The sequence below is a fragment of the Bradyrhizobium sp. B039 genome (genome assembly GCF_038965675.1).
Lineage (GTDB): Bacteria > Pseudomonadota > Alphaproteobacteria > Rhizobiales > Xanthobacteraceae > Bradyrhizobium > Bradyrhizobium diazoefficiens.
On record NZ_CP152416.1, the window covers coordinates 279046 to 300797 of the forward strand.

Here is a 21752-nt window from a genome sequence, read left to right on the forward strand (position 1 = left end):
TCTATCCGCCCCGCAAGCGCCTCGCGTCTGCCGCGATTGCCTTTCCTGGCGCGCCGGGAGGCAATGCCTTGCACATCATACGCACTCTTGCGTGCATTTGAGGTCGGGCCTGGTTCCAAACATCGTAACCCGTTTTAGCATCGGGAGATATTTCTCTCGCCGTAGTTGTACGGAACCCGAGCCTTCACTATGGATTAAAGGCCGCTGACTACAATCTCCGATAGTCCTCGTATCAGTATTTCGCGCATTTCATTGCTCACATTCTGGCGTCCCACCACGCCAACCGATCAACCGACCACCAGCACGAGATCTTCCATGTTCAAATCGATTGCGAACACCGGAATTCGGACCCGGCTGCTCGGCGGCTTTGCGCTGATCTGCATTCTGCTCGCCGCGACCGTGATCTACACCGTCGCCGCCGTCTCGGACATCTCGTCGCGGATCAAGACGGTCGTGGATCTGCGAGCGCCGGTCGCAGTCGCAAGCACGGAACTCGTCGGCAATCTCTACTCCACGCTCTCGGTGCTGCGCGGCTATCTGCTGACCGGCGATGCGCAGGGCAAGCGTGACCGGGCGGCGGTCTGGGCCGACCTGGATCGCACCGCCGCCGCGGTCGACCGCATGGCGGAGGGGTTTTCCAACCCGCAGAACAAGACCAACTGGAGCGAAGCCAGGGCGCTGATCGCGGAGTTCCGCCAGGCCCAGGACAAGGCCGAGCTCGCCGCCTTCACCCCGTCGGCCTATCCGGCGAGCGAGCTCCTGGCCAAGGAGGCCGCGCCGCTGATCGCGACCATGTTCGCCGAGATCACCTCGATGATCGACGAGGAGGAGGCGCTGGAGGCGACGCCCCAGCGCAAGCGCCTGCTCAAGACCTTCGCCGACGTGCGCGGCAATCTCGCCGCGGCGGGATCGCAATTGCGGCTCTACGTCGCCTCGGGCGAGGCGGCCGATCGTGACAAGTTCGAAAAGCCGCTGGCGACCTTCAGGGCCGCGCTCGCATCGGTCGGCACCCAGGCGGATCTGCTCACCGAAAGGCAGGCGACCGCTTACCGGGCCATCGCCAGGGCGAACGAGGCCTTCACCCCGCTGCCGCAAAAGATCTTCGCGATCCGCCGGACGCCGCAATGGAACGCGCCGGTCTTCATCCTGTCCACCGAGGCCGCGCCGCGCGCAGCCCGCATCCTCGATCTGCTCGACGGTCGCAAGGACACCGATGGCAAGCGCTCCGGCGGACTCAAGAGCGACCAGCAGTCGAAGCTCGCCGAGGACGCCCGCAGCGTGGCCGACGCGGTCGAGAGGTTGCTGCTGCTGCAATGGATCCTGCTCGCCGCGGGGCTTGCGCTCGGGACAACGATTGCGATCCTGGTTGCGCGCTCCATCACCCGTCCGATCGTCGAGCTGGTGGGCGATTCCGCGCGCCTGTCCGGGGGCGACACCAGTGTCGAATTCAAGACGGCCGGGCGCGGCGACGAGATCGGAGTGGTCTCGCAGGCGGTGGCCAAGTTCCGCGACAACGTGATCGCCCAGCAGCAGGCGGCGGCGTCTCTCGCGCGCGAGGCGGAGGCGCGCGAAGCGGCCAACCGCAACATGGAGGACGCGGTCGAGGAATTTCGCGGGACCTCGCGCGACCTGCTCGCGCTGGTCGGCGAGAACGCCGGCACCATGCGGCAGACCGCAGAGAGCCTCGGCGGCATCGCCAACCATGCGACGAGCCAGGCCGCGTCCGCAGCGACCGCATCCGAACAGACCGCGGTCAACGTCCAGACCGTCGCCGCGGCGGCCGAGCAGCTCGCGAGCTCCATCGTCGAGATCGGCCGGCAGATCGAACTGTCGAACAAGACCGTGCGGTCGGCGGGCGAGGTGACCGCGCGCTCCGAGGCCGAGATCGAAGGCCTCGCGCACGCCGCCCAGAGCATCAGCTCGGTGGTCGATTTGATCCAGGCGATCGCGGGCCAGACCAACCTTTTGGCGCTCAACGCCACCATCGAGGCCGCGCGCGCCGGCGAGGCCGGCCGCGGCTTTGCGGTCGTGGCCTCCGAGGTCAAGGCGCTGGCCGACCAGACCCGCAATGCGACGCAGGACATCGCTCAGCACATTGCCGCGATCCAGAACTCGACCGGCAGCGCAGTCGCCTCCGTCAAGGAGGTCGCAACCGCCATGCGCCGGATCGACGAGGTGACCGCGGCGATTGCCAGCGCCGTGGAGGAGCAGGGCGCCGCGACGCGGGAGATCTCGCAGAACGTCCAGATGGCGGCGTCGGGCACGCAGACGCTGGCGACCAGCATCGGGACCGTCTCCGGCGCCATCGCGGAAACCAACCGCTCGGCCGACGACGTGATGGGCGCCGCGAACCACGTTTCGGGAGCAGCCGAACGTCTCGCCACCGAGGTCCAGGCCTTCTTCGTCAGGCTGCGCACTGGTCCGATGGACCGCCGCAACAGCGACGATGCCGATTATCGCGGGCCGGACCGGCGCAACGCCGCCTGACTAGTCCGTCAGGTACTCCGGGTGGTGGCTCCGGATCTTGTCGAGCTCGCTCAGCGTGCCCGACAGATGCTTGCGCAGATGCTGTTGCGCGGCGTCGGCGTCCCCGGTCTCGATCGCGCGGGTGATCAGCCTGTGATGGCGCACGATGTTCTGGGCCTTGCCCGGTGAGGGCAGATGCAGCCGGCGCAGCCGGTCGATATGGCCGCTGCGGCTGCGCACCAGTGCCCACAGCTCCTGCTTGCCGGCGGCGGCGTAGAGCTGGGCGTGGAAGTCGTTGTCGGCGGCCATGAACGCCTCGAACTCGCCGGCCTTCGCGAATTGCTGCTGGAGTGCGATGGCGTGGTCGAGGCGGATGATCAGGGCGTCGTCATGCTTCTCCGCGAGCAGGCGGACGATCTCGAGCTCCAGCGCCTGGCGCAGGAAATGCGCCTGCTGGGCGCGGCCGATGTCGATCCGGCTGACCACGGTCGCGTGCTGCGGAAAGACGTCGACCAGGCCCTCTTCCTCGAGCCGCATCAAGGCATCGCGCACCGGCGTCGAGCTGACGCCGAACTGGCCGGCGAGCTCGGCGCGGGACAGCGGCGCGCCCGGCGGCAGCTCCAGGGCGATGATCGCATTGCGCAGCCGTTCGAACACCTGCGGCGCGGCCTGGCGGGCGCGGTCGAGCCGGGCGGGTCGTGCCGCGCGCGGCGCGGTATGGGTTACTTCCATGTCGGGTCCCGCGGGCTTGCCTTTGATGCACTAATATATTAGTGCATCAGCAGGGTCAACGCAGCTCGACGCTGGCCGGAGGAAACACACAACAATGATGATGCATCTTCGTAGCAAGCTTGCGGCTGCCGCCCTGATCGCCGCAACCGCCCTCTCGGTGTCCGCGGCGCATGCACAGCAGAAGTCCGAGATCTCGCTGTCGCGCCAGCCCGGCATTTTCTACATGCCGAGCCACATCATGGAGAAGCAGAAGCTGATCGAGAAGCATGCCGCCAGCCTCGGTGTGCCCGGCGTCACGACCAAATGGGTCACCTTCTCCGGCGGCGGCGCCCAGACCGATGCGCTGCTCGCGGGCGGCGTCGACATCCTCAACACCGGCACCGGCAATCTCCTGTTGCTGTGGGACCGTACCCGCGGCGGCGTGAAGGGCATCGTCGCAACCTCGGCGCAGCCGATGACGCTGATCAGCCGCGATGCCAACATCAAGTCGATCAGGGATTTCGGCCCCGGCGACAAGATCGCGGTGCCGACGGTGAAAGTCTCGACCCAGGCGATCGTGCTTCAGATCGCGGCGGCCGAGGCCTTCGGCGCCGATCAATGGTCGAAGCTCGACGCCAACACCGTGCAGCTCGGCCATCCCGACGCCTATGCGGCGCTCGCCAATTCCAAGCACGAGGTGCACACCCACTTCTCGATCCCGCCCTTCACGTTCCTGGAGCTGAAGAACGTGCCGGGCGCGCATGTCGTGCTGTCGTCGCCCGACGTGATGGGCGGCCCGCTCAGCCAGGCCCAGTTCTTCACCACGACCAAATTCGCCGACGCCAATCCCAAGATCATCCAGGCCGTGCGCGACGCCACCAAGGAAGCGCAGGACCTGATCCGCAGCGACACCAGGCAAGCCGTCGAGATCTACAAGGAGATCACCGGCGACAAGACCTCGGCGGAGGAGCTGCTCGATCTGCTGAAGGAGCCCGGCATGATGGAGTGGAATCTCGAGCCGCAGGGTACGATGAAATTCGCCGCCCATCTCTACAAGACTGGCACGCTGAAGAATCAGCCCAAGGCCTGGACCGACTATTATCTCCCCGTCGCGCACGACCTGAAGGGCAACTGATGGCGCTGCTCGACGTCAACGGAGTGACGCTGCGCTATAAGACCTCCAGCGCCGTCGTCACCGCCACCGAGAGGGTGAGCTTCACCGTCGACAGGTCCGACCGCTTCGTGCTGCTCGGACCGTCCGGCTGCGGCAAGTCGACCCTGCTCAAGGCCGTCGGCGGCTACATGAGCCCGAGCGAAGGCCGCATGAGTATCAACGGTCGCGAGATCCACGGCCCGGGCGCCGACCGCATGATGATCTTCCAGGAGTTCGACCAGCTGCTGCCGTGGAAGACGGTGCTCGCCAACGTGATGTTTCCGTTGCTGACGGCGCGAAAGCTGCCGCACAAGGACGCCGAGGCCCGCGCGCGGGCCTATATCGAGAAAGTCGGCCTCACCCGCGTGGTCGATGCCTATCCGCACACGCTGTCCGGCGGCATGAAGCAGCGCGTCGCGATCGCGCGCGGCATGGCGATGGAGCCTGACATCCTGTTGATGGACGAGCCGTTCGCGGCGCTGGACGCGCTGACGCGCCGGACCTGCCAGGACGAGCTGCTCCAGCTCTGGAGCGAGACCAAATTCACCGTGCTGTTCGTGACCCATTCGATCGCGGAAGCGATCCGCATCGGCAACCGCATCCTCCTGCTGTCGCCGCATCCCGGCCGCGTCAAGGCCGAGGTGGTCGATGTCGACAAGGTCTCGAGTGCGGACGGCAGCGCCGGCCGGCTGGAGAAGGAGATCCACGATCTCCTGTTCGCCGCCGAAGCCACCGCGCATTGAGGGAGCCTCGACATGGGCGAAGCGAGAATATTGCTGCGTGACGCGCCGGTCGCTGCTGCCAGCGGCGCTGCCGAGGTCGAGCGCAAGCTGAGCGTGACCGAGCTGTTGTGGAACGACGGTTTTGTCCGCAAGACCGTTATCATCCTGTTCCTGGCGGCGATCTGGGAGGCCTACGGCGTCGCCCTCGACAATCCGCTGCTGTTTCCGACGCTGCACGACACCATCGTCACGATGTATGAGCGCGTGAAGGACGGCACGATTCCAATGCGGGCTTGGGCCTCGCTGAAGGTCCTGTTCATGGGCTATTCGGCCGGCATCGTGCTCGCCGCGATCTTCACCGTGCTTGCGATCTCGACCCGCATCGGCACCGATTTCCTCGAGACCGTCACGGCGATGTTCAATCCGCTGCCGGCGATCGCGCTGTTACCGCTGGCGCTGATCTGGTTCGGACTCGGCAACGGCAGCCTCGTTTTCGTGCTGATCCATTCGGTGCTGTGGCCGGTCGCGCTCAACACCCATTCCGGTTTCAAGAGTGTGTCCAACACGCTGCGCATGGTCGGGCGCAATTACGGCCTGCGCGGGCTGCCTTATGTGGCGAAAATCCTGATCCCCGCCGCCTTCGGCTCGATCCTCACCGGCCTCAAGATCGGCTGGGCCTTCGCCTGGCGCACGCTGATCGCGGCCGAGCTGGTGTTCGGCGTGTCCTCGGGCCAAGGCGGGCTCGGCTGGTTCATCTTCGAGAACCGCAACCTCCTCGACATACCCGCCGTCTTCGCAGGCCTCTTGACGGTGATTATCATCGGGCTCTTTGTCGAGAACCTGATCTTCCGCGCCATCGAGCGGAACACGGTCCAGAAATGGGGCACTCAATCATGACCAAGAAGAAGAAAACACCCGACCAGCTCCGCAGCGCGCGCTGGTTCGCGCCCGACGATCTCCGCTCGTTCGGCCACCGCTCCCGCACCATGCAGATGGGCTACGCCCCCGAGGAGTGGAAGGACCGTCCGATCATCGCGATCCTCAACACCTGGTCGGACGCGCAGCCCTGTCACATGCACTTCAAGTCGCGCGTCGACGACGTCAAGCGCGGCATCCTGATGGCCGGCGGCCTGCCGCTCGAGCTGCCGGCGCTGTCGCTATCGGAATCGCTGCTCAAGCCGACCACGATGCTCTATCGCAATCTGCTGGCGATGGACGCCGAGGAGCTGCTGCGCAGCCATCCCGTCGACGGCGTGGTGCTGATGGGCGGCTGCGATAAGACCACGCCCGCGCTGCTGCTGGGCGCGACCTCGATGAACATCCCGGCGATCTATCTGCCGGCAGGTCCCATGCTGCGCGGCAACTGGAAGGGCAAGACGCTGGGCTCCGGCTCGGACGGCTGGAAATACTGGGACGAGCGCCGCGCCGGAAAGATCTCCGACAAGGACTGGCTCGACATCGAGGCCGGCATCGCCCGCAGCTACGGCACCTGCATGACCATGGGCACGGCGTCGACCATGACCGCGATCGCCGAGGCCATCGGCATGACGCTGCCGGGCGCCTCCTCGATTCCGGCGGCGGACGCCAACCACATCCGCATGGCCAGTGAATGTGGCCGTCGCATCGTCGAGATGGTGTGGGAGGATCTGACGCCGAAGGTGATCCAGACCCGCAAGGCGTTCGAGAACGCGATCGCGGTCGCGATGGCGATGGGCTGCTCCACCAACGCGATCATCCATCTGATCGCGCAGGCTCGCCGTGCCGGCCAGGACATCGGTCTCGACGATTTCGAGATCGCGAGCCGCAAGGTGCCTGTGATCGCCAACGTGCGGCCGAGCGGCGATGCCTATCTGATGGAGGACTTCTTCTATGCCGGCGGCCTGCCGGCGCTGATGGGCCAGATCAAGCCGCATCTGCATCTCGACTGCATCACCGTCACCGGCAAGACGCTCGGCGAGGATATCGCGCGTGCCGAAGTGCACAATGACGACGTGATCCGCTCGATCGACAATCCCATCTACAAGGAAGGCGCGCTCGCCGTGCTCAAGGGCAATCTCGCGCCCGACGGCTGCGTCATCAAGCCCTCCGCCTGCGCGCCGCGCTTCCTCAAGCACACCGGACCCGCGCTGGTGTTCGACGATTATCCGTCGATGAAGAAGGCGGTCGACGATCCCAATCTCGACGTCACCGAGGATCACATCCTGATCCTGCGCAATGCGGGGCCGCAGGGCGGACCTGGCATGCCGGAATGGGGCATGTTGCCGATCCCGACCAAGCTCGTGAAGCAGGGCGTGCGCGACATGGTGCGCATCTCGGACGCGCGCATGAGCGGCACCAGCTACGGTGCCTGCATCCTGCACGTTGCACCGGAGTCCTACATCGGCGGCCCGCTGGCCCTGGTGCAGAACGGCGACCGCATCACCCTCGACGTCGCCGCGCGGACCATCAATCTCGATGTGAGCGAAGCCGAGCTCGAAAAACGCCGCGCCGCCTGGAAGCAGCCCGAGCGCCGCTTCGAGCGCGGCTATGGCTGGATGTTCACCAAGCACATCAAGCAGGCCAATGACGGCTGCGACTTCGACTTCCTCGAGACCGATTTCGGCGCGCCGATCGGCGAGCCGTCGATCTACTAACACCGTCGTTCCGGGGCGCGAAGCGAACCCGGAACCTCGAGATTCCGGGTTCGCGCCAAGTGGCGCGCCCCGGAATGACGAACGAGAAAGAAAGCGCCAATGACAAAACTCAGCGAAGCCACCCGCAACAAGCTCAAATCCGTCTCCACCGCCACGGTCGCCACCGCGCTGTTCAAGCGCGGCCTGCGCATCCAGATGATCCAGGATGTGCACCCGCTCGGCCCTGATCAGCCGACAATGGTCGGCGAGGCCTTCACGCTGCGCTACATGCCGGCGCGCGAGGACCTCAACACCATCGACGTCTTCAAGGACCGCTCGCATCCGCAGCGCAAGGCGGTCGAGGACTGCCCGGCAGGCAGCGTGCTGGTGATGGACAGCCGCAAGGATGCGCGCGCGGCCTCGGCCGGTGCGATCCTGGTGACGCGGCTGATGAAGCGCGGTGTGGCCGGCGTCGTCACCGACGGCGGCTTTCGCGATTCCGCCGAGATCGCCAAGCTCGGCATCCCCGCCTACCACCATCGTCCGAGCGCACCGACGAACCTCACGCTGCATCAGGCGATCGAGATCAACGTGCCGATCGGCTGCGGCGATGCGCCGGTGTTTCCCGGCGACGTCATTTTGGGCGATGCCGACGGCGTCATCGTGATCCCCGCGCATCTTGCCGACGATATCGCCAACGAGACGTTCGAGATGACCGCGTTCGAGGACTTCGTCACCGAGGAGGTCGGCAAGGGGCGCGGCATCTTCGGTCTCTATCCTGCCACCGATCCGCAGACGCTCACCGACTTCGCGGAATGGCGGAAGAAGAACGGCAGGTAGTTTACACTCCATCGTCGTCCTGGCTTTCGCCAGGACGACGATGGGGCTACATCCCGGCCTCCGCCATTCCCGCCGCCCACAGCGCGAACGCATAGACGATCGCCACCTCGTCCAGACGATCAAATCGTCCCGAGGCGCCGCCGTGGCCGGCGCCCATGTTGGTGCGCAGCAGCACCGGGCCGCCGCCGCGCATGGTGGCGCGCAGGCGCGCGATCCATTTGGCGGGCTCCCAATAGGTGACGCGCGGATCGGTCAATCCGCCCATCGCCAGGATGGCCGGATAGGCCTTGGCCGCGACATTGTCGTACGGCGAGTAGGACAGGATGGTGCGAAAATCCTTTTCGCTCTCGATCGGGTTGCCCCATTCCGGCCATTCCGGCGGCGTCAGCGGCAGCGTGTCGTCGAGCATGGTGTTGAGCACGTCGACGAACGGGACCTCGGCGACGATGCCGGCGAACAGCTCGCCGGCGCGGTTGGCCACCGCGCCCATCAGCATGCCGCCGGCCGAGCCGCCATGGCCGACGATGCGCTTTGCGCTGGTGTATTTTGCGTCGATCAGCGCGCGGGCGCTGGCGGCGAAATCGTCGAACGAATTCGTCTTTTTCTCGCGCTTGCCGTCGAGATACCAGCCCCAGCCCTTGTCGGCACCGCCGCGGATGTGGGCGATGGCATAGACGAAGCCGCGATCGACCAGCGACAGGCGGTTGGCGTTGAACGAGGCCGGCATCGCCATGCCATAGGAGCCGTAGCCGTAGAGCAGGAGCGGTGCCGATCCGTCGAGCTTCAGCCCATGGCGATGGAGGATCGAGACCGGCACCTCGGCGCCGTCCTGTGCCTTCGCCATGATGCGCGTGGTGACGTAGTCGCTCGCATTGTGGCCGGACGGGATCTCCTGGCGCTTGCGCAAGGTCCGCGTCCGCTTGGCCATGTCGTAATCATAGACCTCCGACGGCGTCGTCATCGACGAATAGGCGAAGCGCAAATTCGTCGTCTCGAATTCGTAGGAGCCCATCGTGTCGAGCGAATAGGCGGCTTCGTCGAAGGCGATGGCATGCTCCTCGTTCGATGCGAGATCGCGGATCACGATCGCCGGCAGCGCATTGGCGCGCTCCAGCCGCACCAGATGGCCGGCATAGAGATCGAGGTCGATGATGTAGATCCCCGGACGATACGGGATCAGATCGCGCCAGTTCTTCCGTTCGGGCGAGCTAAGCGGTGCGGTGACGATCTTGAAGTCGATGGCGTCATCGGTATTGGTGAGGATGAAGAGCTGATCGCCGCGATCGGCCAGCGAATATTGCACGCCTTCCTCACGCGCCGCGACCAGCCGCGGCGGCGTATCAGGGCTTTCGAGATCGATCAGCCGCTGCTCGGAGGTCTCGTGATCGCCGCCCGCGATCACGCAGAAGCGGCCGCTGGTGCTCTCGTGCAGATGGGTGAACCAGCCGGAATCCTGCTCCTCATAGACGAGCGTGTCGTCGGCCTGTTTCGTCCCCAGCCGGTGCCGCCACACCTGCATCGGCCGGTGATTGTCGTCGAGCTTCACATAGAAGAAGCTTTTCGCGTCCTTGCTCCAGACGATGCCGCCGTCGGTCTCCTCGACGAGGTCGTCAAAGTCCTTCCCCGTCGCCCAGTCGCGCACGCGGATCGAAAAATATTCGGAGCCTTTGGTGTCGGCGCTCCAGGCCTGCAGCTTGTGATCGGGCGAATGCCGGCTGCCGCCGAACTTAAAATATTTGTGGTCCTTGGCGAGCGCATCGCCGTCGAGCACGATATGGCCGTCGCCGCCCTCGCGCGGCATGCGGCCGAACAGCTCGTGCTGCCCGCCCTCGCGAAACCTGCGGAAATAGGCGAATTGGCCGTCCGGCGACGGCACGCTAGAATCGTCCTCCTTGATCCGCCCGCGCATCTCGCGCACCAGCGTCTTCTGCAGCGCCGCGGTATGGCCGAGCAGGCTCTCGGTGTAGACGTTCTCTTCATCCAGATATTTGCGGATGTCGGGGTCGATCACCCCGGGGTCGCGCAGCACCTCCTGCCATTTTTCGTCCTTCAGCCAGGCATAGTCGTCGGTCACGGTGATGCCGTGCCGGGTAAAGCTGTGCGGCCGGCGCGGGGCGACGGGGGGCTGGGAAGGTGTCTTGATCTGGGTCACTCGATCCTCATCATCTCACGTCCGTACGGCGCCTCTTCCTTACCTCTCCCCGCCTGCGGGGAGAGGTCGGATTGCATCGGAGATGCAATCCGGGTGAGGGGGTACAGGTCTCTCGACCATCTCGCGTGTGGAGAGAGGCCCCTCACCCCGACCGTCTCCCCGTAAGAACGGGGAGAGGGGAAATTAGCACAGCGTGTCCCACCTTATATCGTCCCGATTCCGCGGATTGCCAGCGTCGCTGCGCCAAGGACCGGACAAAGGACTGCGCCAAGTCGCCGGGTTGTTGATCGCCCCCGTGTATGCTTTAGGGGCAGTACCCCGCCGCCGGTCCAGCCTGATGCTGTTCAATTCCTACCCGTTCATCCTGCTGTTCCTGCCGGCTGCGCTGGCCGGGTACTTCTGGCTCGGGCGGCGCGGCAATCTGACCCCGGTGATCTGGCTGGCGGCCGCCTCGCTCGCCTTCTATGCCATCGGCAATTGGCAGTTTGTCGCGCTGCTGCTGGCGTCGATCGCCTTCAACTACGGTGTCGGCCATCTCCTGATTGCAGCGGAGCTCATGCCAACGCAGCGCCGGGCGGCACTTGCCCTTGGTGTCGCCGGCGACCTCCTCGTGCTCGGCATCTTCAAATATGCGGGCTTCGCCGCCGACAATCTCAATGCGCTGCTCGGCACGCATGTCGCGGTCCACATCCTGCTGCCGGTCGGCATCTCCTTCTACACGTTCACCCAGATCGCGTTCCTGGTCGATGCCTATCGCGGCCAGGTCGCGCGTTATGCCTTGCCGCATTACGCGCTGTTCGTGACCTATTTCCCGCATCTGATCGCGGGGCCGATCCTCCACCACAAGGACATGATCCCGCAATTCGAGCGGGAGGAGTCCAAGCAGCCGCACGCGCATCTGATCCTGTGCGGAATCATCATCTTCGCCATCGGCCTGTTCAAGAAGACCTGCCTTGCCGACGGCATCCAGCCCCTGGTCGCGCTCGCCTTCGACGCGCGCTCGCCGAGCTTCGACCAAGCTTGGTGTGGTGCGCTCGCCTACACGTTCCAGCTCTATTTCGACTTCTCCGGCTATTCCGACATGGCGATCGGGATTTCCCTGATGTTCGGCATCTTCCTGCCCGTCAACTTCAACTCGCCGTACAAGGCTGCGAGCATCGTCGAGTTCTGGCGCCGCTGGCACATGACGTTGTCGCAATTCCTGCGCGACTATCTCTACATCCCGCTCGGCGGCAACCGCCGCGGCCACGTGCTGCGCTATGTCAATTTGCTGATCACGATGCTGCTCGGCGGGCTCTGGCACGGCGCGGCCTGGACATTCGTGGTGTGGGGCGCGCTGCACGGCGCCTATCTCTGCGTCAATCACGCCTTCAGCGCGCTGGTGCAGACCATCCCATCGCTTCATGCGCGCCCGGTCCGCATCCTTGGCGCCGTGCTGACCTTCCTCGCCGTCGTCGTCGCCTGGGTGTTCTTCCGCGCCGAGCGGGTCGATTGGGCGTTGCGGATCATCAGTGCCATGGCTGATCCCTTGAACATCGTCCTCGGCCGCGAGGAGATCGCGGCGCTGGTGCAGGTCGCGATCTATGCGGCGCTGGTGTGGCTGGCGCCGAACACGCAAGGAATCATGGGCTACGATCACGGCAATCGCAGGGTCGGCGAAAGCTTGCGGGCAGGGCGCATGCGGCCGCTGTTCCTCTATGGTGCATCGCTCGTGCTGGCATTCGGGCTTCTGGGCATCCAGAGCCACAGCGAATTCATCTACTTCCGGTTCTGATGCGGGGATCGTTCACCAGCGTGATGCGCCTTCTCCTTGCGAGCGTCGCGTGCGTGCTGGGCGCCGCGGCGCTCACCTTTGCCGTCGATCCCCTGCAACTGTTCCGCCCGTCGCGCCTCGTCGCGCCGTTCTATTCCGACGACACGCGCATGCAGAATGCCGGGCTGATCCGCAGCCAGTCGTTCGACACCGCCTTCATCGGCACCTCGCTCGCGATCCATTTCCGCCAGAGCGACATCGACCGCGCGCTCGGCGTCCGTTCGCTCAAGCTGGCGATGACCGGATCCAATTCGCGCCAGCAGGGCTTTGTGCTGGAGCAGGCGATCGATCGCGGCGCCCGGCGCGTGATCTGGGCGATGGACGATTTCAGCTTTGTCGATGCGGCCGGCATCGAGGCCGATCCCTATCTGTCCGTCGATCTTTATCGGAGGACGGCCAAGGGGATCGCGGCCTATCTGTTCAGCGCGCCGATGGCGAAGGAATCCCTGTTCGCGCTGCTGCGGTCTGTCCCGCCGCTGCGGGAGCCGCTGAGCCGTGCGGCGCCGTTTCTCCCCGTCAAGTTCGCGCTGTCCGACGTCGACGACATCTACGCGCTGCCACGGGATTTCGACGTCGCGCGCGCCTACAACGCCGAGAGGACACGCGCCGCCTTCGCCTATATCACCGATCCGGTGCGCAGCAGCTTTCTCGGCGAGGGCTACGAGCGTGACGCCATGATCAGGCATTTCGAGCGTGACGCCGCCAGCCTGATCACGCGCCATCCGGACGTGACCTTCGACGTCTACTTCCCGCCCTATTCGATCCTGCAATTCGTCGCGATGCGCGATGCCTCACCGGCGACGCTGACCATCGTCACCGATCTCACGGCCCGCATCGCGCAGCGCCTGACGCAGCTTGCCAACGTGCGCCTCCACGATTTCCGCGCGATCAAGGCGGTGACCCACGACCTCAACAATTACGGCGACGTCATCCACCATTCGCCGGCCGTGGACGCGATGGTGTTGAAATGGCTGGCGAGCGGGGAATACCGGGTCGATCCGAAGGCGCCGCTCGCGTCGCTGGAGGAGCTGAAGGCGCAGGTCGAGGCGTATCGCGTGCCGCAGCCGTAGCCCGCAAGAGCGAAGCGATATGCGGGACCTTGCGCAGATCCCGGGTGTCGCTTCGCTCACCCGGGCTACAAGACTGCAGCTGTGATGGTCAGCAGTAGCCAAAAACCCCGCTGTCGTCCCGGCGAAGGCCGGGACCCATAACCCCAGGGAGGAATTTGGCGAAGACTCGTAGTTAAGAGTCTTCTCGTGGTACGCACACCGTGCGTCACTGATAGATCACGCGGTATGGGTCCCGGCCTTCGCCGGGACGACAGCGGTGGCTTGCGCCTACGCCGCCACCTCTTCGCCGAGATACGCGACCGCCGCCTCCAGCCCGCCCTTGCCGTGCGGGATCTTCAGCGCGTTGAGGCCGATCTCGACCACCCCCAGCGTGCCGAGCAGCATCGGCGCGTTGATGTGGCCCATATGGGCGATGCGGAAGGCTTGTCCGGAGAGGTCGCCGATGCCGGTGCCGAGCACCACGCCGCACTTGTCCTTGCAATAGCGTTGCAGCACTGCGGGATCATGGCCGTTGCTCATGGTCACCGTGGTCACGGTGTTGGAGCGCTCGCTGGCTTCGGCGATGTTGAAGCCGAGCACCTGGCCCTCCGTCCAGGCGGATACCGCGCGGCGCGCGGCTTCGCCGAGCAGGCTGTGGCGGCGGAAGGCGTTTTCAAGCCCTTCCTCGTGCAGCAGGTCGATCGCCTTGCGCAGCGCGAACAGCAGATGCACCGGCGCGGTGCCGGCATATTTGCGATAATTCTCGGTGCCCTCGCGCTCGCTCCAGCTCCAATAGGGCGTCGACATGTTCGCCTTCTTGTGCACCTCGAGCGCGCGCGCATTGGCGGAGACGAAGCCGAGGCCGGGTGGCGTCATCAGACCCTTCTGCGAGCCGGACATCGCGACGTCCACGCCCCATTTGTCCATCTCGAACGGCATGCAGCCGAGCGAGGCGACGGTGTCGACCATATACAGCGCGGGATGACCGCTCGCCTTGATCGCCTTGCCGATCGCTTCGATGTCGTTCTGCACGCCCGAGGCCGTATCGACCTGGACGACGACGACGGCCTTGATCCTGTGCTCCTTGTCGCGGCGCAGGCGCTCCTCGACCTCGTGCGGCCGCACCGCGCGACGCCAGTCGCCCTTGAGCACCTCGACCTCGGCGCCCATCAGCGCTGCCGCATTGCCCCAGCCGATCGCGAAGCGGCCGCTCTCCAGCACCAGCACCTTGTCGCCGCGCGACAACACGTTGCTCAGCGCGGCTTCCCAGGCGCCATGACCGTTGGCGATGTAGATGTAGGACTTGCCCCTGGTCGCAAACAGTTTCGAGATGTCACTGAGCAGGCTCTCCGTCAGGTCGAGCATCTCCTTGGAGTAGATGTCGATCGCCGGACGATGCATCGCCCGCAGCACCTCGTCGGGCATCGTGGTGGGCCCGGGGATGGCCAGAAATTCCCGGCCCGCGCGAACGGTCATTGCTGTTGGTCCTTGTTGCTGGAGGACAGGCTGGTGGGTCGCTCGAGTCGTACTTTTACGCGCTGCTGGAAGCCAAGAAAAGCACGCAAAATGCAGGGCTGGGTTATCGTTTGGTCTCGCGGCAGCCGGCGGCTTCCGCCTCCTCCACCGAGCAGAACCAGCGGGTGCCCTTGCTGATCTTCATCTTGATCTGGGTGTACCAGCGGCTGGTCGGCTGGTGATAGATGCACTCGCCGGCGGTGTTGACGTTGCCCTTGATGGTGCAGTCCGGCGAGGGCGCGACCGGCCCCGAGGCCGAAGCGAGCAGCACGGCATGCGCTCCCTCCGGCGGCTTGGTGGCGCCCAATATCGTCGTCTTCTTGTTGCGCACGCGCCAGTCCCAGGGCGCAATGAAGGCGCCCTGCCACATGCCGGCCTTAGCCTCACGCGCGGCAGCCTCGTCGGCGTCGTAATCGTGCGAAACGCGGGTGTAGGACAGCGCCCAGCCGCTGCGCACCAGCCATTTCTGGATGTCCTCGCCGCCGACCTCGCAGCGCGCCACGGTGCGGCCGCGCCGGTCGATCGCGCGGGCATGACAGACCCAGTTCTTGCCCTCGGTGTATTTGGCGAGTTCGTCGCGTGCCGCGATCCCGCAGGTCCAGCGCTCGGTATGGGTGTTGAGGCAGAGCTGGTCGGACGACGGCGCGTCGATGCCGCCGAGCCGGACCCTCGTGTTGCCGATCACGACGGAATCGCCGTCGCGGACCTTTGCGGTGCCGGTGATGTCGGCGGCCTGGGCGAGCGTCGGGGCGAGCAAAGACAGCGCAAGCAGGAATTTTCGCAACATGCCGGTCCAGTGTTCAGGAAAATCTCGATAAGCCGCGCAATTGTGGTCGGCTTTTGGCCGCCCGGCCAGCGCTTGCCTAACGATTAAGCTTTCAACTTCCCGTCATTGTCGTGGACGCCACTTACCCTCCCCTGGAGGGGGAAGACACGTCACCCCCGCGCCATCGCCCGCTTCGCCACCGCCAGCGCCATCAGCACGAACGCCGACGTCACCTCCGGTCCGCCCACCAGGATCCGCGTCGGCGTCTTCATCTTGTTCCATTCATAGGCGCGGAACGGGCCGCGGCGGCCGCCTTCGCCCAGACTCGCGACGATGACATTCAGCGCCGGCGCGAAGGCACGCGGGTCGGCGCCGAGATGGCCGAGCGCGATCAAGGCGAGTGCCGCGTCGAACACGTTCATCTCGGCGGCCATCAGCTCGCCCTTGACGTAGGAGAGCACGCGGTGGCGGATGAAATCGAAGTCGCCGTCCGGATCGATCGCCGCCTGCGCCGCCAGCGGCAGCGCGAGGAAAGCGGCATAGCAGCGGCCGAAATAGGCGCTGTAGAGTTCCGGCAGGTAATAGATGTGCGAGCGCGGATTGGCGAAGGCGCCGCTGGCCGCGAGCCGCTTCTGGAAGCCGATGATGCGATGCACGGTCGCAAGCCGGGCCGGCGTCTCCAGAATCTTCCAGCGCACGAGGTTGCGGAAGCTGACCTCTAGAATGTCGAGATTGAGCGTCGGATCGAGATCGTTGCCGTAGGGCCGTTCGCCCCTGAGATTGTCGATCCAGGTCGCGACCCCGCCCTCGTAGTCGATATTGTCATTGAGCGGCACGGTCACGCGCGGCTCGTTGACGCCGGCGCGCACCTGGTAACTGCTGTAGAAATCCAGCAGCGGCTGGTCGATGATCGGATCAGTGCAGCCCGCCTGCGTCGCCGCCGAGATCGAGCAGGCCGTGGTGTCGCAGTCCGGCACATAGACGCCGAAGCCGAGATCCTGCTTGATCTGGGCGAAGAAGCGGGAAAAGCGCGGATGCGGCGCGGGCGCGAGCGCGGTGATGACATTGAAGCGCGCACCGTCGGTGCCCTCGACCTCCTCGCGGCTGATGTTGACGCAGAAATCGACCATGTCGGCGATGGCGTGCTCTGCCGCCGTCTTGTCGGCCGGCGAAGCGAGCCCGGTCTCGACGAAGCTGAGCAGCGCTTCAATGAAGAACGCATCGTAATAGGCCGAGCGGTGGCGGATCTGCACCGGCTCCCACATCGGCTCGGCGATGCCGGTCCAGGGCGGATTGACCACGGCGGCTGCCCTCGAGCGCGCGATGAAGACGCGGGCGAGGTTGAACAGCAGCGAGGAGTTCTTGTAGCCGCGCGCGTTCAACCCGGTGAGCGCCATGGTCAGCTCGCGTCCGCGGAAATCAGGGTCGCCGATCAGGTTGAAGGCGGCATAGGTCGGCAGGAAACCGTTCTTGCGGTACGAGCCGAGCAGATGTTGCGCGCAGTCGCGGATCACGCCGTCGATCTGTGAAGCCTGCGGCATGGCGCCGACGAACGGCGCCGGCGGCGGCTTCGGATGGTCGAGCGTGATGCTGTCGACGAGTTCGGCGACGGGCTGGCCGACCGCCGCCCAGTCCGGCTCGGCCTCGTCGCGGGCGCGGGTGAGTGCCTCGCGCAGCCGGGTGAGCTTGGCCTCGTTGCGCAACTCGGGCAGCCCGGCCCGCCGGAGCAGCACCCGCAGCGCGGGATTGCCGAGCGCGGTCTTGTAGAATTTGGCCAGATGCGGATCGCCGCTGGCGGGGCCTGACAATACGGGATCGCAGACGTCGTAAAGCGAGGGGCCGTCCTTCCGCGCCGTCAGCGCCCGGCAGGCGGCGCCGGCAAAATAATGAAAGCTCATGAAATACCTGGTCGCGGGGCCTTGGTCGGGGACGGCCGGTGCGCTCCCATCTGCGCACCACCCCTGCAAGTCTTTGAAAAAGCTACCCGGATTCGCAGGAAAAACAAATGTGATGGCAGTCACGGAAAAAGTCGGCACGAGGGCTGCATGATCAGAGCCCGGAAGGCTACGGGGATACCAAAAACGGAGAAATCCAGGTCAGGTAATTAACTAACATCTTCAGCGACTTAGCTCAAATTTTGGGCAATCTATTGCGGGACACCCTATATCCCGTTAAAGGTTTGTTTGGTGCGGCGCCGCAAATTGCGCGCAATTCGGGGGCACTCCCCCGGCCAATCCCTCAAACCTAAAGACGCTATCGCGCTACTCAACCTGTATGCGCGCGCGTGGCCGGTCTTTGGCACTGACAGGAATGAAGCGAGATGAATGTAAGGCAGCTCGACATTTCCCGACGCACGATTGCGGTGGCCGCAGCCCTCATCGGCACGGTCTCGCTCGTGATCGGCGCCCATGCTGCCCTCAACATGCGCGCGCTCGATGCCGCCAAGGCTGTTACGACCGACCAGGTCACCGGGTCGATCGGCCAGGCCTCCCGGCTCGCGCTCGTCATCGGCAATGGACATTATCCCGACGCCAACGCGCCGCTGACGCAGTCGATCAACGACGCCCGCGCGCTGTCCTCGACCCTGCGCAAGAACGGCTTTGACGTCGACATGGTGGAAGACGCGACCAAGGACGACATGGTCCGCGCCGTCAACCGCCTGAAGTCCCGGATCAAGCGCGACACCGTCGTCATGCTGTTCTTCGGCGGCTACGGCGTGCAGGCCGGCCGCCAGAGCTACATGCTGCCGATCGACGCCGTGATCTGGAAGGAAAGCGACGTCCGCCGCCAGGGCGTCTCCATCGACGGCGTGCTCGACATGATGAAGGAGCAGGGCGCCAAGGCCAAGCTCGTCGTCGTCGATGCCTCCCGCCGTAACCCCTACGAGCGCCGCTTCCGCTCCTACAGCCACGGCCTCGCGCCGATCAGCGCGCCCGACAATGCGCTGATCCTCTCCTCCGCTTCGCCCGGCAAGGTCGTCGACGACGGCAAGGGCGAGCACAGCGTGCTGGTGAGCGAGCTGCTCGGCAACCTCGCTGCGCAGGGCAGCGCCGAAAGCGCCTTCAACAAGACCCGCGTCGCCATCTCCCGCGCCTCCGAAGGCGACCAGGTCCCGACCGTCTCCTCCTCGCTGCTCGAAGACGTCCATTTCGGCGAAGCCGGCGGCTAGTTTTTCCCGGCGATTGTAGGGTGGATTAGCGAAGCGTAATCCACCACTTCTCTCTCAGAGCGGAAAGCAAAGAGGTGGATTACGCCTTCGGCTAATCCAGCCTACGATATGCGTGTGTAACGCACATCTGCCCCTACACCGTCATGGCGAGCGCAGCGAAGCAATCCAGAATCTTTCCGCGGAAAGACTCTGGATTGCTTCGTCGCAAGAGCTCCTCGCAATGACGATCGTGGCTGCTACTTCGCCGCTTCCGCGGCCATCACCGGGCGCACGGGATCGCCTTCGCGGAGCAGTGCGCCGGCGCGAGCGACGACGACGTCGCCTTCGTTGAGGCCGTCGCGGACCTCGATATTGCCGCCCGACATCAAGCCGATCTCGACGCGCTTGGTCTCGACGCGGTTGCGGCGGATCACCTGCACCACGGTGCCGGCGGACGAATATTGCACGGAGGTCAGCGGCACCGCGACGTTGCAGCTCTGCCCGGTCTTGATCAGCGCGCGCCCGCTCGCATTCAGCAGCAGCCGCTTCTGCGAGGAGATGCCGATATAGACCATGCCCTGCTGGATGTTCGGCTCGACGGTCGGCCCGATGCGGCGCACCTTGCCGTCGATGTCGCCGGCGCCGGCGATACGCACGGTCGCCTGCTGGTTGACTGCGAGCTTGCGCATGTCGGTCGTCGCCACGAGGCCGACGAGATCGTATTCGCTGCGCGCCACGATCGTGAACAGTGCCTCGCCCTTGGCCGAGGCGAGGTTGCCGATCTGCGCGGTCGAGGTGGCGATCACACCCGCGACCGGCGCGGTGACCTGAAGCGTGCCGCCTTCGGGCAGCGCGAGGCGCGCCAGCACCTGGCCGGCGGTGGTGGTCTCGCCGGCTTCCGCCAGCACTTCCGTTACCTTCAGGCCAGGACGTTCGGGCCGCACCGAGGTCTCCTCGCGCGCGATGATTGTGCCGGTGGCCTCGACGATGTCGGAGAAGCAGGATTTTGCGACCTTCAGCACCGTGACGGCCGGCCCCTTGGGCGCGTCGTCATCGGCGGCTCCGGCCGGATATTGGCCGAAGACGAGCACTGCGGCGATGGTTGCGGGAAACAGGGCTCGAACAGCGGCACGGGGCAAATGGCGCATCGGAAATTCCACGGGGGCTATGCCTCCAATCGATAGCAGATGGCAGCGGCAAGGACTACGGCAGCGTTGTCCCAAAGCGGGATGCCGCGCCGCCCGGGCTGCCGCGGCAAGTCTTTGATTAGTCGCGGGATTGGAGAACAGGTTCGCTCGCCGCCGGGCAGGGCGCGGCGACCGCACAGCTCGTGGTTCGAGATGGGGTGCGACGGTTCTGCCTGGCTGCCGGTCAGCTTCGGCGATCGCCGAGCAGCTTGCCGGAGGAACGGTCGATCAGATGCAGTCGCGTGCAGGCCGGGCAGGGTACGGACACGTGCGTGCGGTCGGCCGGCTCGTCGCCAAGCCGATGCTGCACGTTCATGCCGGTCTGGGGGCACTTGAAGACAATATGACGGTCCATGACCGTCATATGATGAAAAGCCCCGGACTTTGAAATTACGGATGATTACTTAGGCCGGCCGCGGCCCCTCACGGCAGGCTCAGGAACTCCACCCAGTTCGGCTTCTTGCCGGTGGGGTAGGATTTCAGCTTGCTGAGCGCGCCGCTGCTCTGGTCGATGGCATAGACCGTCATGCCGTCGGACAGCTCGCCGACCGCGGCGAGGTAGCGGCTGGACGGATCGATGTTGAAGCCGCGCGGCTGCTTCTCGGTCGGCACGCTGCCGACCGTGGTCAGCTTGCCGCTGGCCGCATCGACCTTGTAGGCGGTGAGCGTATTGGTCGTGCGCTCGGAGGCGTAGAGGAAGCGCCCGTCCGGGGTGATGTGGATGTCGGCGGCCCAGGGTTTCCCATTAAAACCCTCCGGCAGTGCGGTGGTGCGCTGGATCTCGTCCCATGCGCCGCTCTTGGCCTCATAGGTGAAAGCAGCGACATCGCCGTTCAGTTCGTGGATGAGATAGACGAACTTGCCGTTCGGATGGAACACGAAGTGCCGCGGCCCCGATTTTTCCGGCACCTTGTAGTTCGGCGGATCGCTCGGCGTGAGCGTACCGGTCGTGGCGTCGAACGCGAAGCTCAGCACCTGGTCGGAGCCGAGATTGGTCGCGAACACGAAGCGGTTGTCGGGCGAGGGCAGGAAGGCGTGCGCGTTCAGCCCGGTCGGGATCACCTGCTTCGGCTCGCCCACGACGCCGTTCGCGGAAAGCGGATTCAGCGCGACCTTGTTGCCGCCATAGGAGGCGCTGAACAGGACCTTGCCGCCGCGGTCGGTTGCGATGTTCGCCATGCTGTCGGCGAGCGGCCCGTTGCCGACATGGCTGAGCTGGCCCGTCTTGGGGTCGATCGCAAAACTTACCGCCTGGAACGGCTGCGAGCGGACGCCGGCAATCAGCACGCGGTGGTCGGGTGTGATCGCGAGCGGCGTCGAGGAGCCCGGCTTTTCGACGCCCGTGAAGGCGGCGGTCTGCACCGGTGTCATCTCGCCGCTTTCGGACAGCTTGAACACGCTGATGTCGTTGCTGTCGGCATTGCCGACATAGGCAAAGGTCTCGGCCATGCCGGCGCGAACTCCCGAAATGAGGGCAAGGAAGGCGAGGGTGGTGGCGATCGCAGCGCGGGGCGTTTTGGATGCGACGCAGCGTGTCGGTCTCGGCATGGGCGTTCTCCTCGGGGCCAGTGCGGCATTGTTGTTTTGTCGCAGAGGATAGCGGCAGGCGCCTCGCCGC

At 65.3% G+C, this 21752-nt stretch carries 17 protein-coding genes; 9 read left to right on the top strand and 8 right to left on the bottom strand.

The window, feature by feature from the left end; all coding sequences use genetic code 11:
* Positions 1–315 precede the first annotated feature (315 nt).
* Positions 316–2487, top strand: coding sequence for a methyl-accepting chemotaxis protein (locus tag AAFG50_RS01350; RefSeq protein WP_028175687.1), 2172 nt, complete (start codon positions 316–318; stop codon positions 2485–2487).
* Here the strand turns inward: AAFG50_RS01350 and AAFG50_RS01355 are convergent, their stop codons facing one another.
* Entirely contained in the window at positions 2488–3198 is a 711-nt protein-coding gene (locus AAFG50_RS01355) for a GntR family transcriptional regulator (RefSeq protein WP_028175686.1), read from the bottom strand.
* 94 nt (positions 3199–3292) lie between these two features.
* On the opposite strand from AAFG50_RS01355, the gene AAFG50_RS01360 reads away from it, so the two are divergent.
* The 5 genes from AAFG50_RS01360 to AAFG50_RS01380 all read left to right on the top strand — a co-directional run bounded on the left by AAFG50_RS01360 (position 3293) and on the right by AAFG50_RS01380 (position 8504).
* Positions 3293–4312 carry an ABC transporter substrate-binding protein gene (locus tag AAFG50_RS01360; protein ID WP_011083213.1) on the top strand — a complete coding sequence of 340 codons (1020 nt, stop codon included), beginning with the start codon at positions 3293–3295 and terminating at the stop codon, positions 4310–4312.
* Positions 4312–5073 carry an ABC transporter ATP-binding protein gene (locus tag AAFG50_RS01365; protein WP_011083212.1) on the top strand — a complete coding sequence of 254 codons (762 nt, stop codon included), beginning with the start codon at positions 4312–4314 and terminating at the stop codon, positions 5071–5073. The genes AAFG50_RS01360 and AAFG50_RS01365 overlap by 1 nt, the downstream gene beginning before the upstream one ends.
* A gap of 12 nt (positions 5074–5085) precedes the next feature.
* The gene (locus tag AAFG50_RS01370; protein WP_011083211.1) at positions 5086–5949 is read left to right on the top strand and encodes an ABC transporter permease; all 864 of its coding nucleotides are present in this window, start codon (positions 5086–5088) and stop codon (positions 5947–5949) included.
* On the top strand, positions 5946–7685 hold the full coding sequence (gene araD, locus AAFG50_RS01375; RefSeq protein ID WP_028175685.1) for an L-arabinonate dehydratase: 1740 nt from the start codon (positions 5946–5948) through the stop codon (positions 7683–7685). Before AAFG50_RS01370 ends, araD begins: the two co-directional genes overlap by 4 nt.
* 99 nt (positions 7686–7784) lie before the next feature.
* Positions 7785–8504 carry a ribonuclease activity regulator RraA gene (locus AAFG50_RS01380; protein WP_011083209.1) on the top strand — a complete coding sequence of 240 codons (720 nt, stop codon included), beginning with the start codon at positions 7785–7787 and terminating at the stop codon, positions 8502–8504.
* Positions 8505–8550: 46 nt separating this feature from the next.
* Here AAFG50_RS01380 and AAFG50_RS01385 read toward each other — a convergent pair whose 3' ends face one another.
* Entirely contained in the window at positions 8551–10656 is a 2106-nt protein-coding gene (locus AAFG50_RS01385; protein WP_028175684.1) for a S9 family peptidase, read from the bottom strand.
* Positions 10657–10993: 337 nt separating this feature from the next.
* On the opposite strand from AAFG50_RS01385, the gene AAFG50_RS01390 reads away from it, so the two are divergent.
* Together AAFG50_RS01390 and AAFG50_RS01395 are read left to right on the top strand one after the other, a co-directional pair.
* Positions 10994–12430 (top strand): MBOAT family protein, encoded by a 1437-nt coding sequence (locus tag AAFG50_RS01390; protein ID WP_028175683.1) that lies wholly within the window; start codon positions 10994–10996, stop codon positions 12428–12430.
* Complete coding sequence (locus AAFG50_RS01395) at positions 12430–13539, top strand: hypothetical protein (protein WP_028175682.1); 1110 nt, start codon at positions 12430–12432, stop codon at positions 13537–13539. The genes AAFG50_RS01390 and AAFG50_RS01395 overlap by 1 nt, the downstream gene beginning before the upstream one ends.
* A gap of 267 nt (positions 13540–13806) precedes the next feature.
* Here the strand turns inward: AAFG50_RS01395 and AAFG50_RS01400 are convergent, their stop codons facing one another.
* From AAFG50_RS01400 to AAFG50_RS01410, 3 genes are all read right to left on the bottom strand, one after another.
* On the bottom strand, positions 13807–14994 hold the full coding sequence (locus AAFG50_RS01400; RefSeq protein ID WP_011083205.1) for an aminotransferase class V-fold PLP-dependent enzyme: 1188 nt from the start codon (positions 14992–14994) through the stop codon (positions 13807–13809).
* A 103-nt stretch (positions 14995–15097) separates the two neighbouring features.
* Positions 15098–15820: a thermonuclease family protein gene (locus tag AAFG50_RS01405; protein ID WP_011083204.1), complete on the bottom strand. Its 723-nt coding sequence runs from the start codon at positions 15818–15820 to the stop codon at positions 15098–15100.
* 149 nt (positions 15821–15969) lie between these two features.
* Complete coding sequence (locus AAFG50_RS01410; RefSeq protein WP_028175681.1) at positions 15970–17697, bottom strand: hypothetical protein; 1728 nt, start codon at positions 17695–17697, stop codon at positions 15970–15972.
* A gap of 422 nt (positions 17698–18119) precedes the next feature.
* Between AAFG50_RS01410 and AAFG50_RS01415 the strand changes: the two genes are divergently transcribed.
* Positions 18120–18968, top strand: a complete 849-nt coding sequence (locus AAFG50_RS01415; RefSeq protein ID WP_011083202.1) for a caspase family protein — start codon at positions 18120–18122, stop codon at positions 18966–18968.
* 236 nt (positions 18969–19204) lie between these two features.
* On the opposite strand, the gene AAFG50_RS01420 is transcribed toward AAFG50_RS01415, so the two are convergent.
* The 3 genes from AAFG50_RS01420 to AAFG50_RS01430 all read right to left on the bottom strand — a co-directional run bounded on the left by AAFG50_RS01420 (position 19205) and on the right by AAFG50_RS01430 (position 21682).
* A complete protein-coding gene (locus AAFG50_RS01420) occupies positions 19205–20095 on the bottom strand; it encodes an HlyD family efflux transporter periplasmic adaptor subunit (RefSeq protein ID WP_028175680.1) in 891 nt (296 codons plus the stop codon).
* A 223-nt stretch (positions 20096–20318) separates the two neighbouring features.
* On the bottom strand, positions 20319–20489 hold the full coding sequence (locus AAFG50_RS01425) for a hypothetical protein (RefSeq protein ID WP_165448133.1): 171 nt from the start codon (positions 20487–20489) through the stop codon (positions 20319–20321).
* A 68-nt stretch (positions 20490–20557) separates the two neighbouring features.
* Positions 20558–21682, bottom strand: a complete 1125-nt coding sequence (locus AAFG50_RS01430) for a beta-propeller fold lactonase family protein (RefSeq protein WP_028175679.1) — start codon at positions 21680–21682, stop codon at positions 20558–20560.
* Positions 21683–21752: the final 70 nt, after the last annotated feature.

Coding starts and splice junctions, on each gene's coding strand:
- AAFG50_RS01410 (WP_028175681.1), bottom strand. CDS start 17,697: ATGAGCTTTCATTATTTTGCCGGCGCCGCCTGCCGGGCGCTGACGGCG.
- AAFG50_RS01370 (WP_011083211.1), top strand. CDS start 5,086: ATGGGCGAAGCGAGAATATTGCTGCGTGACGCGCCGGTCGCTGCTGCC.
- AAFG50_RS01400 (WP_011083205.1), bottom strand. CDS start 14,994: ATGACCGTTCGCGCGGGCCGGGAATTTCTGGCCATCCCCGGGCCCACC.
- AAFG50_RS01390 (WP_028175683.1), top strand. CDS start 10,994: ATGCTGTTCAATTCCTACCCGTTCATCCTGCTGTTCCTGCCGGCTGCG.
- AAFG50_RS01360 (WP_011083213.1), top strand. CDS start 3,293: ATGATGATGCATCTTCGTAGCAAGCTTGCGGCTGCCGCCCTGATCGCC.
- araD (WP_028175685.1), top strand. CDS start 5,946: ATGACCAAGAAGAAGAAAACACCCGACCAGCTCCGCAGCGCGCGCTGG.
- AAFG50_RS01420 (WP_028175680.1), bottom strand. CDS start 20,095: ATGCGCCATTTGCCCCGTGCCGCTGTTCGAGCCCTGTTTCCCGCAACC.
- AAFG50_RS01405 (WP_011083204.1), bottom strand. CDS start 15,820: ATGTTGCGAAAATTCCTGCTTGCGCTGTCTTTGCTCGCCCCGACGCTC.
- AAFG50_RS01355 (WP_028175686.1), bottom strand. CDS start 3,198: ATGGAAGTAACCCATACCGCGCCGCGCGCGGCACGACCCGCCCGGCTC.
- AAFG50_RS01395 (WP_028175682.1), top strand. CDS start 12,430: ATGCGGGGATCGTTCACCAGCGTGATGCGCCTTCTCCTTGCGAGCGTC.
- AAFG50_RS01350 (WP_028175687.1), top strand. CDS start 316: ATGTTCAAATCGATTGCGAACACCGGAATTCGGACCCGGCTGCTCGGC.
- AAFG50_RS01415 (WP_011083202.1), top strand. CDS start 18,120: ATGAATGTAAGGCAGCTCGACATTTCCCGACGCACGATTGCGGTGGCC.
- AAFG50_RS01380 (WP_011083209.1), top strand. CDS start 7,785: ATGACAAAACTCAGCGAAGCCACCCGCAACAAGCTCAAATCCGTCTCC.
- AAFG50_RS01365 (WP_011083212.1), top strand. CDS start 4,312: ATGGCGCTGCTCGACGTCAACGGAGTGACGCTGCGCTATAAGACCTCC.
- AAFG50_RS01430 (WP_028175679.1), bottom strand. CDS start 21,682: ATGCCGAGACCGACACGCTGCGTCGCATCCAAAACGCCCCGCGCTGCG.
- AAFG50_RS01425 (WP_165448133.1), bottom strand. CDS start 20,489: ATGGACCGTCATATTGTCTTCAAGTGCCCCCAGACCGGCATGAACGTG.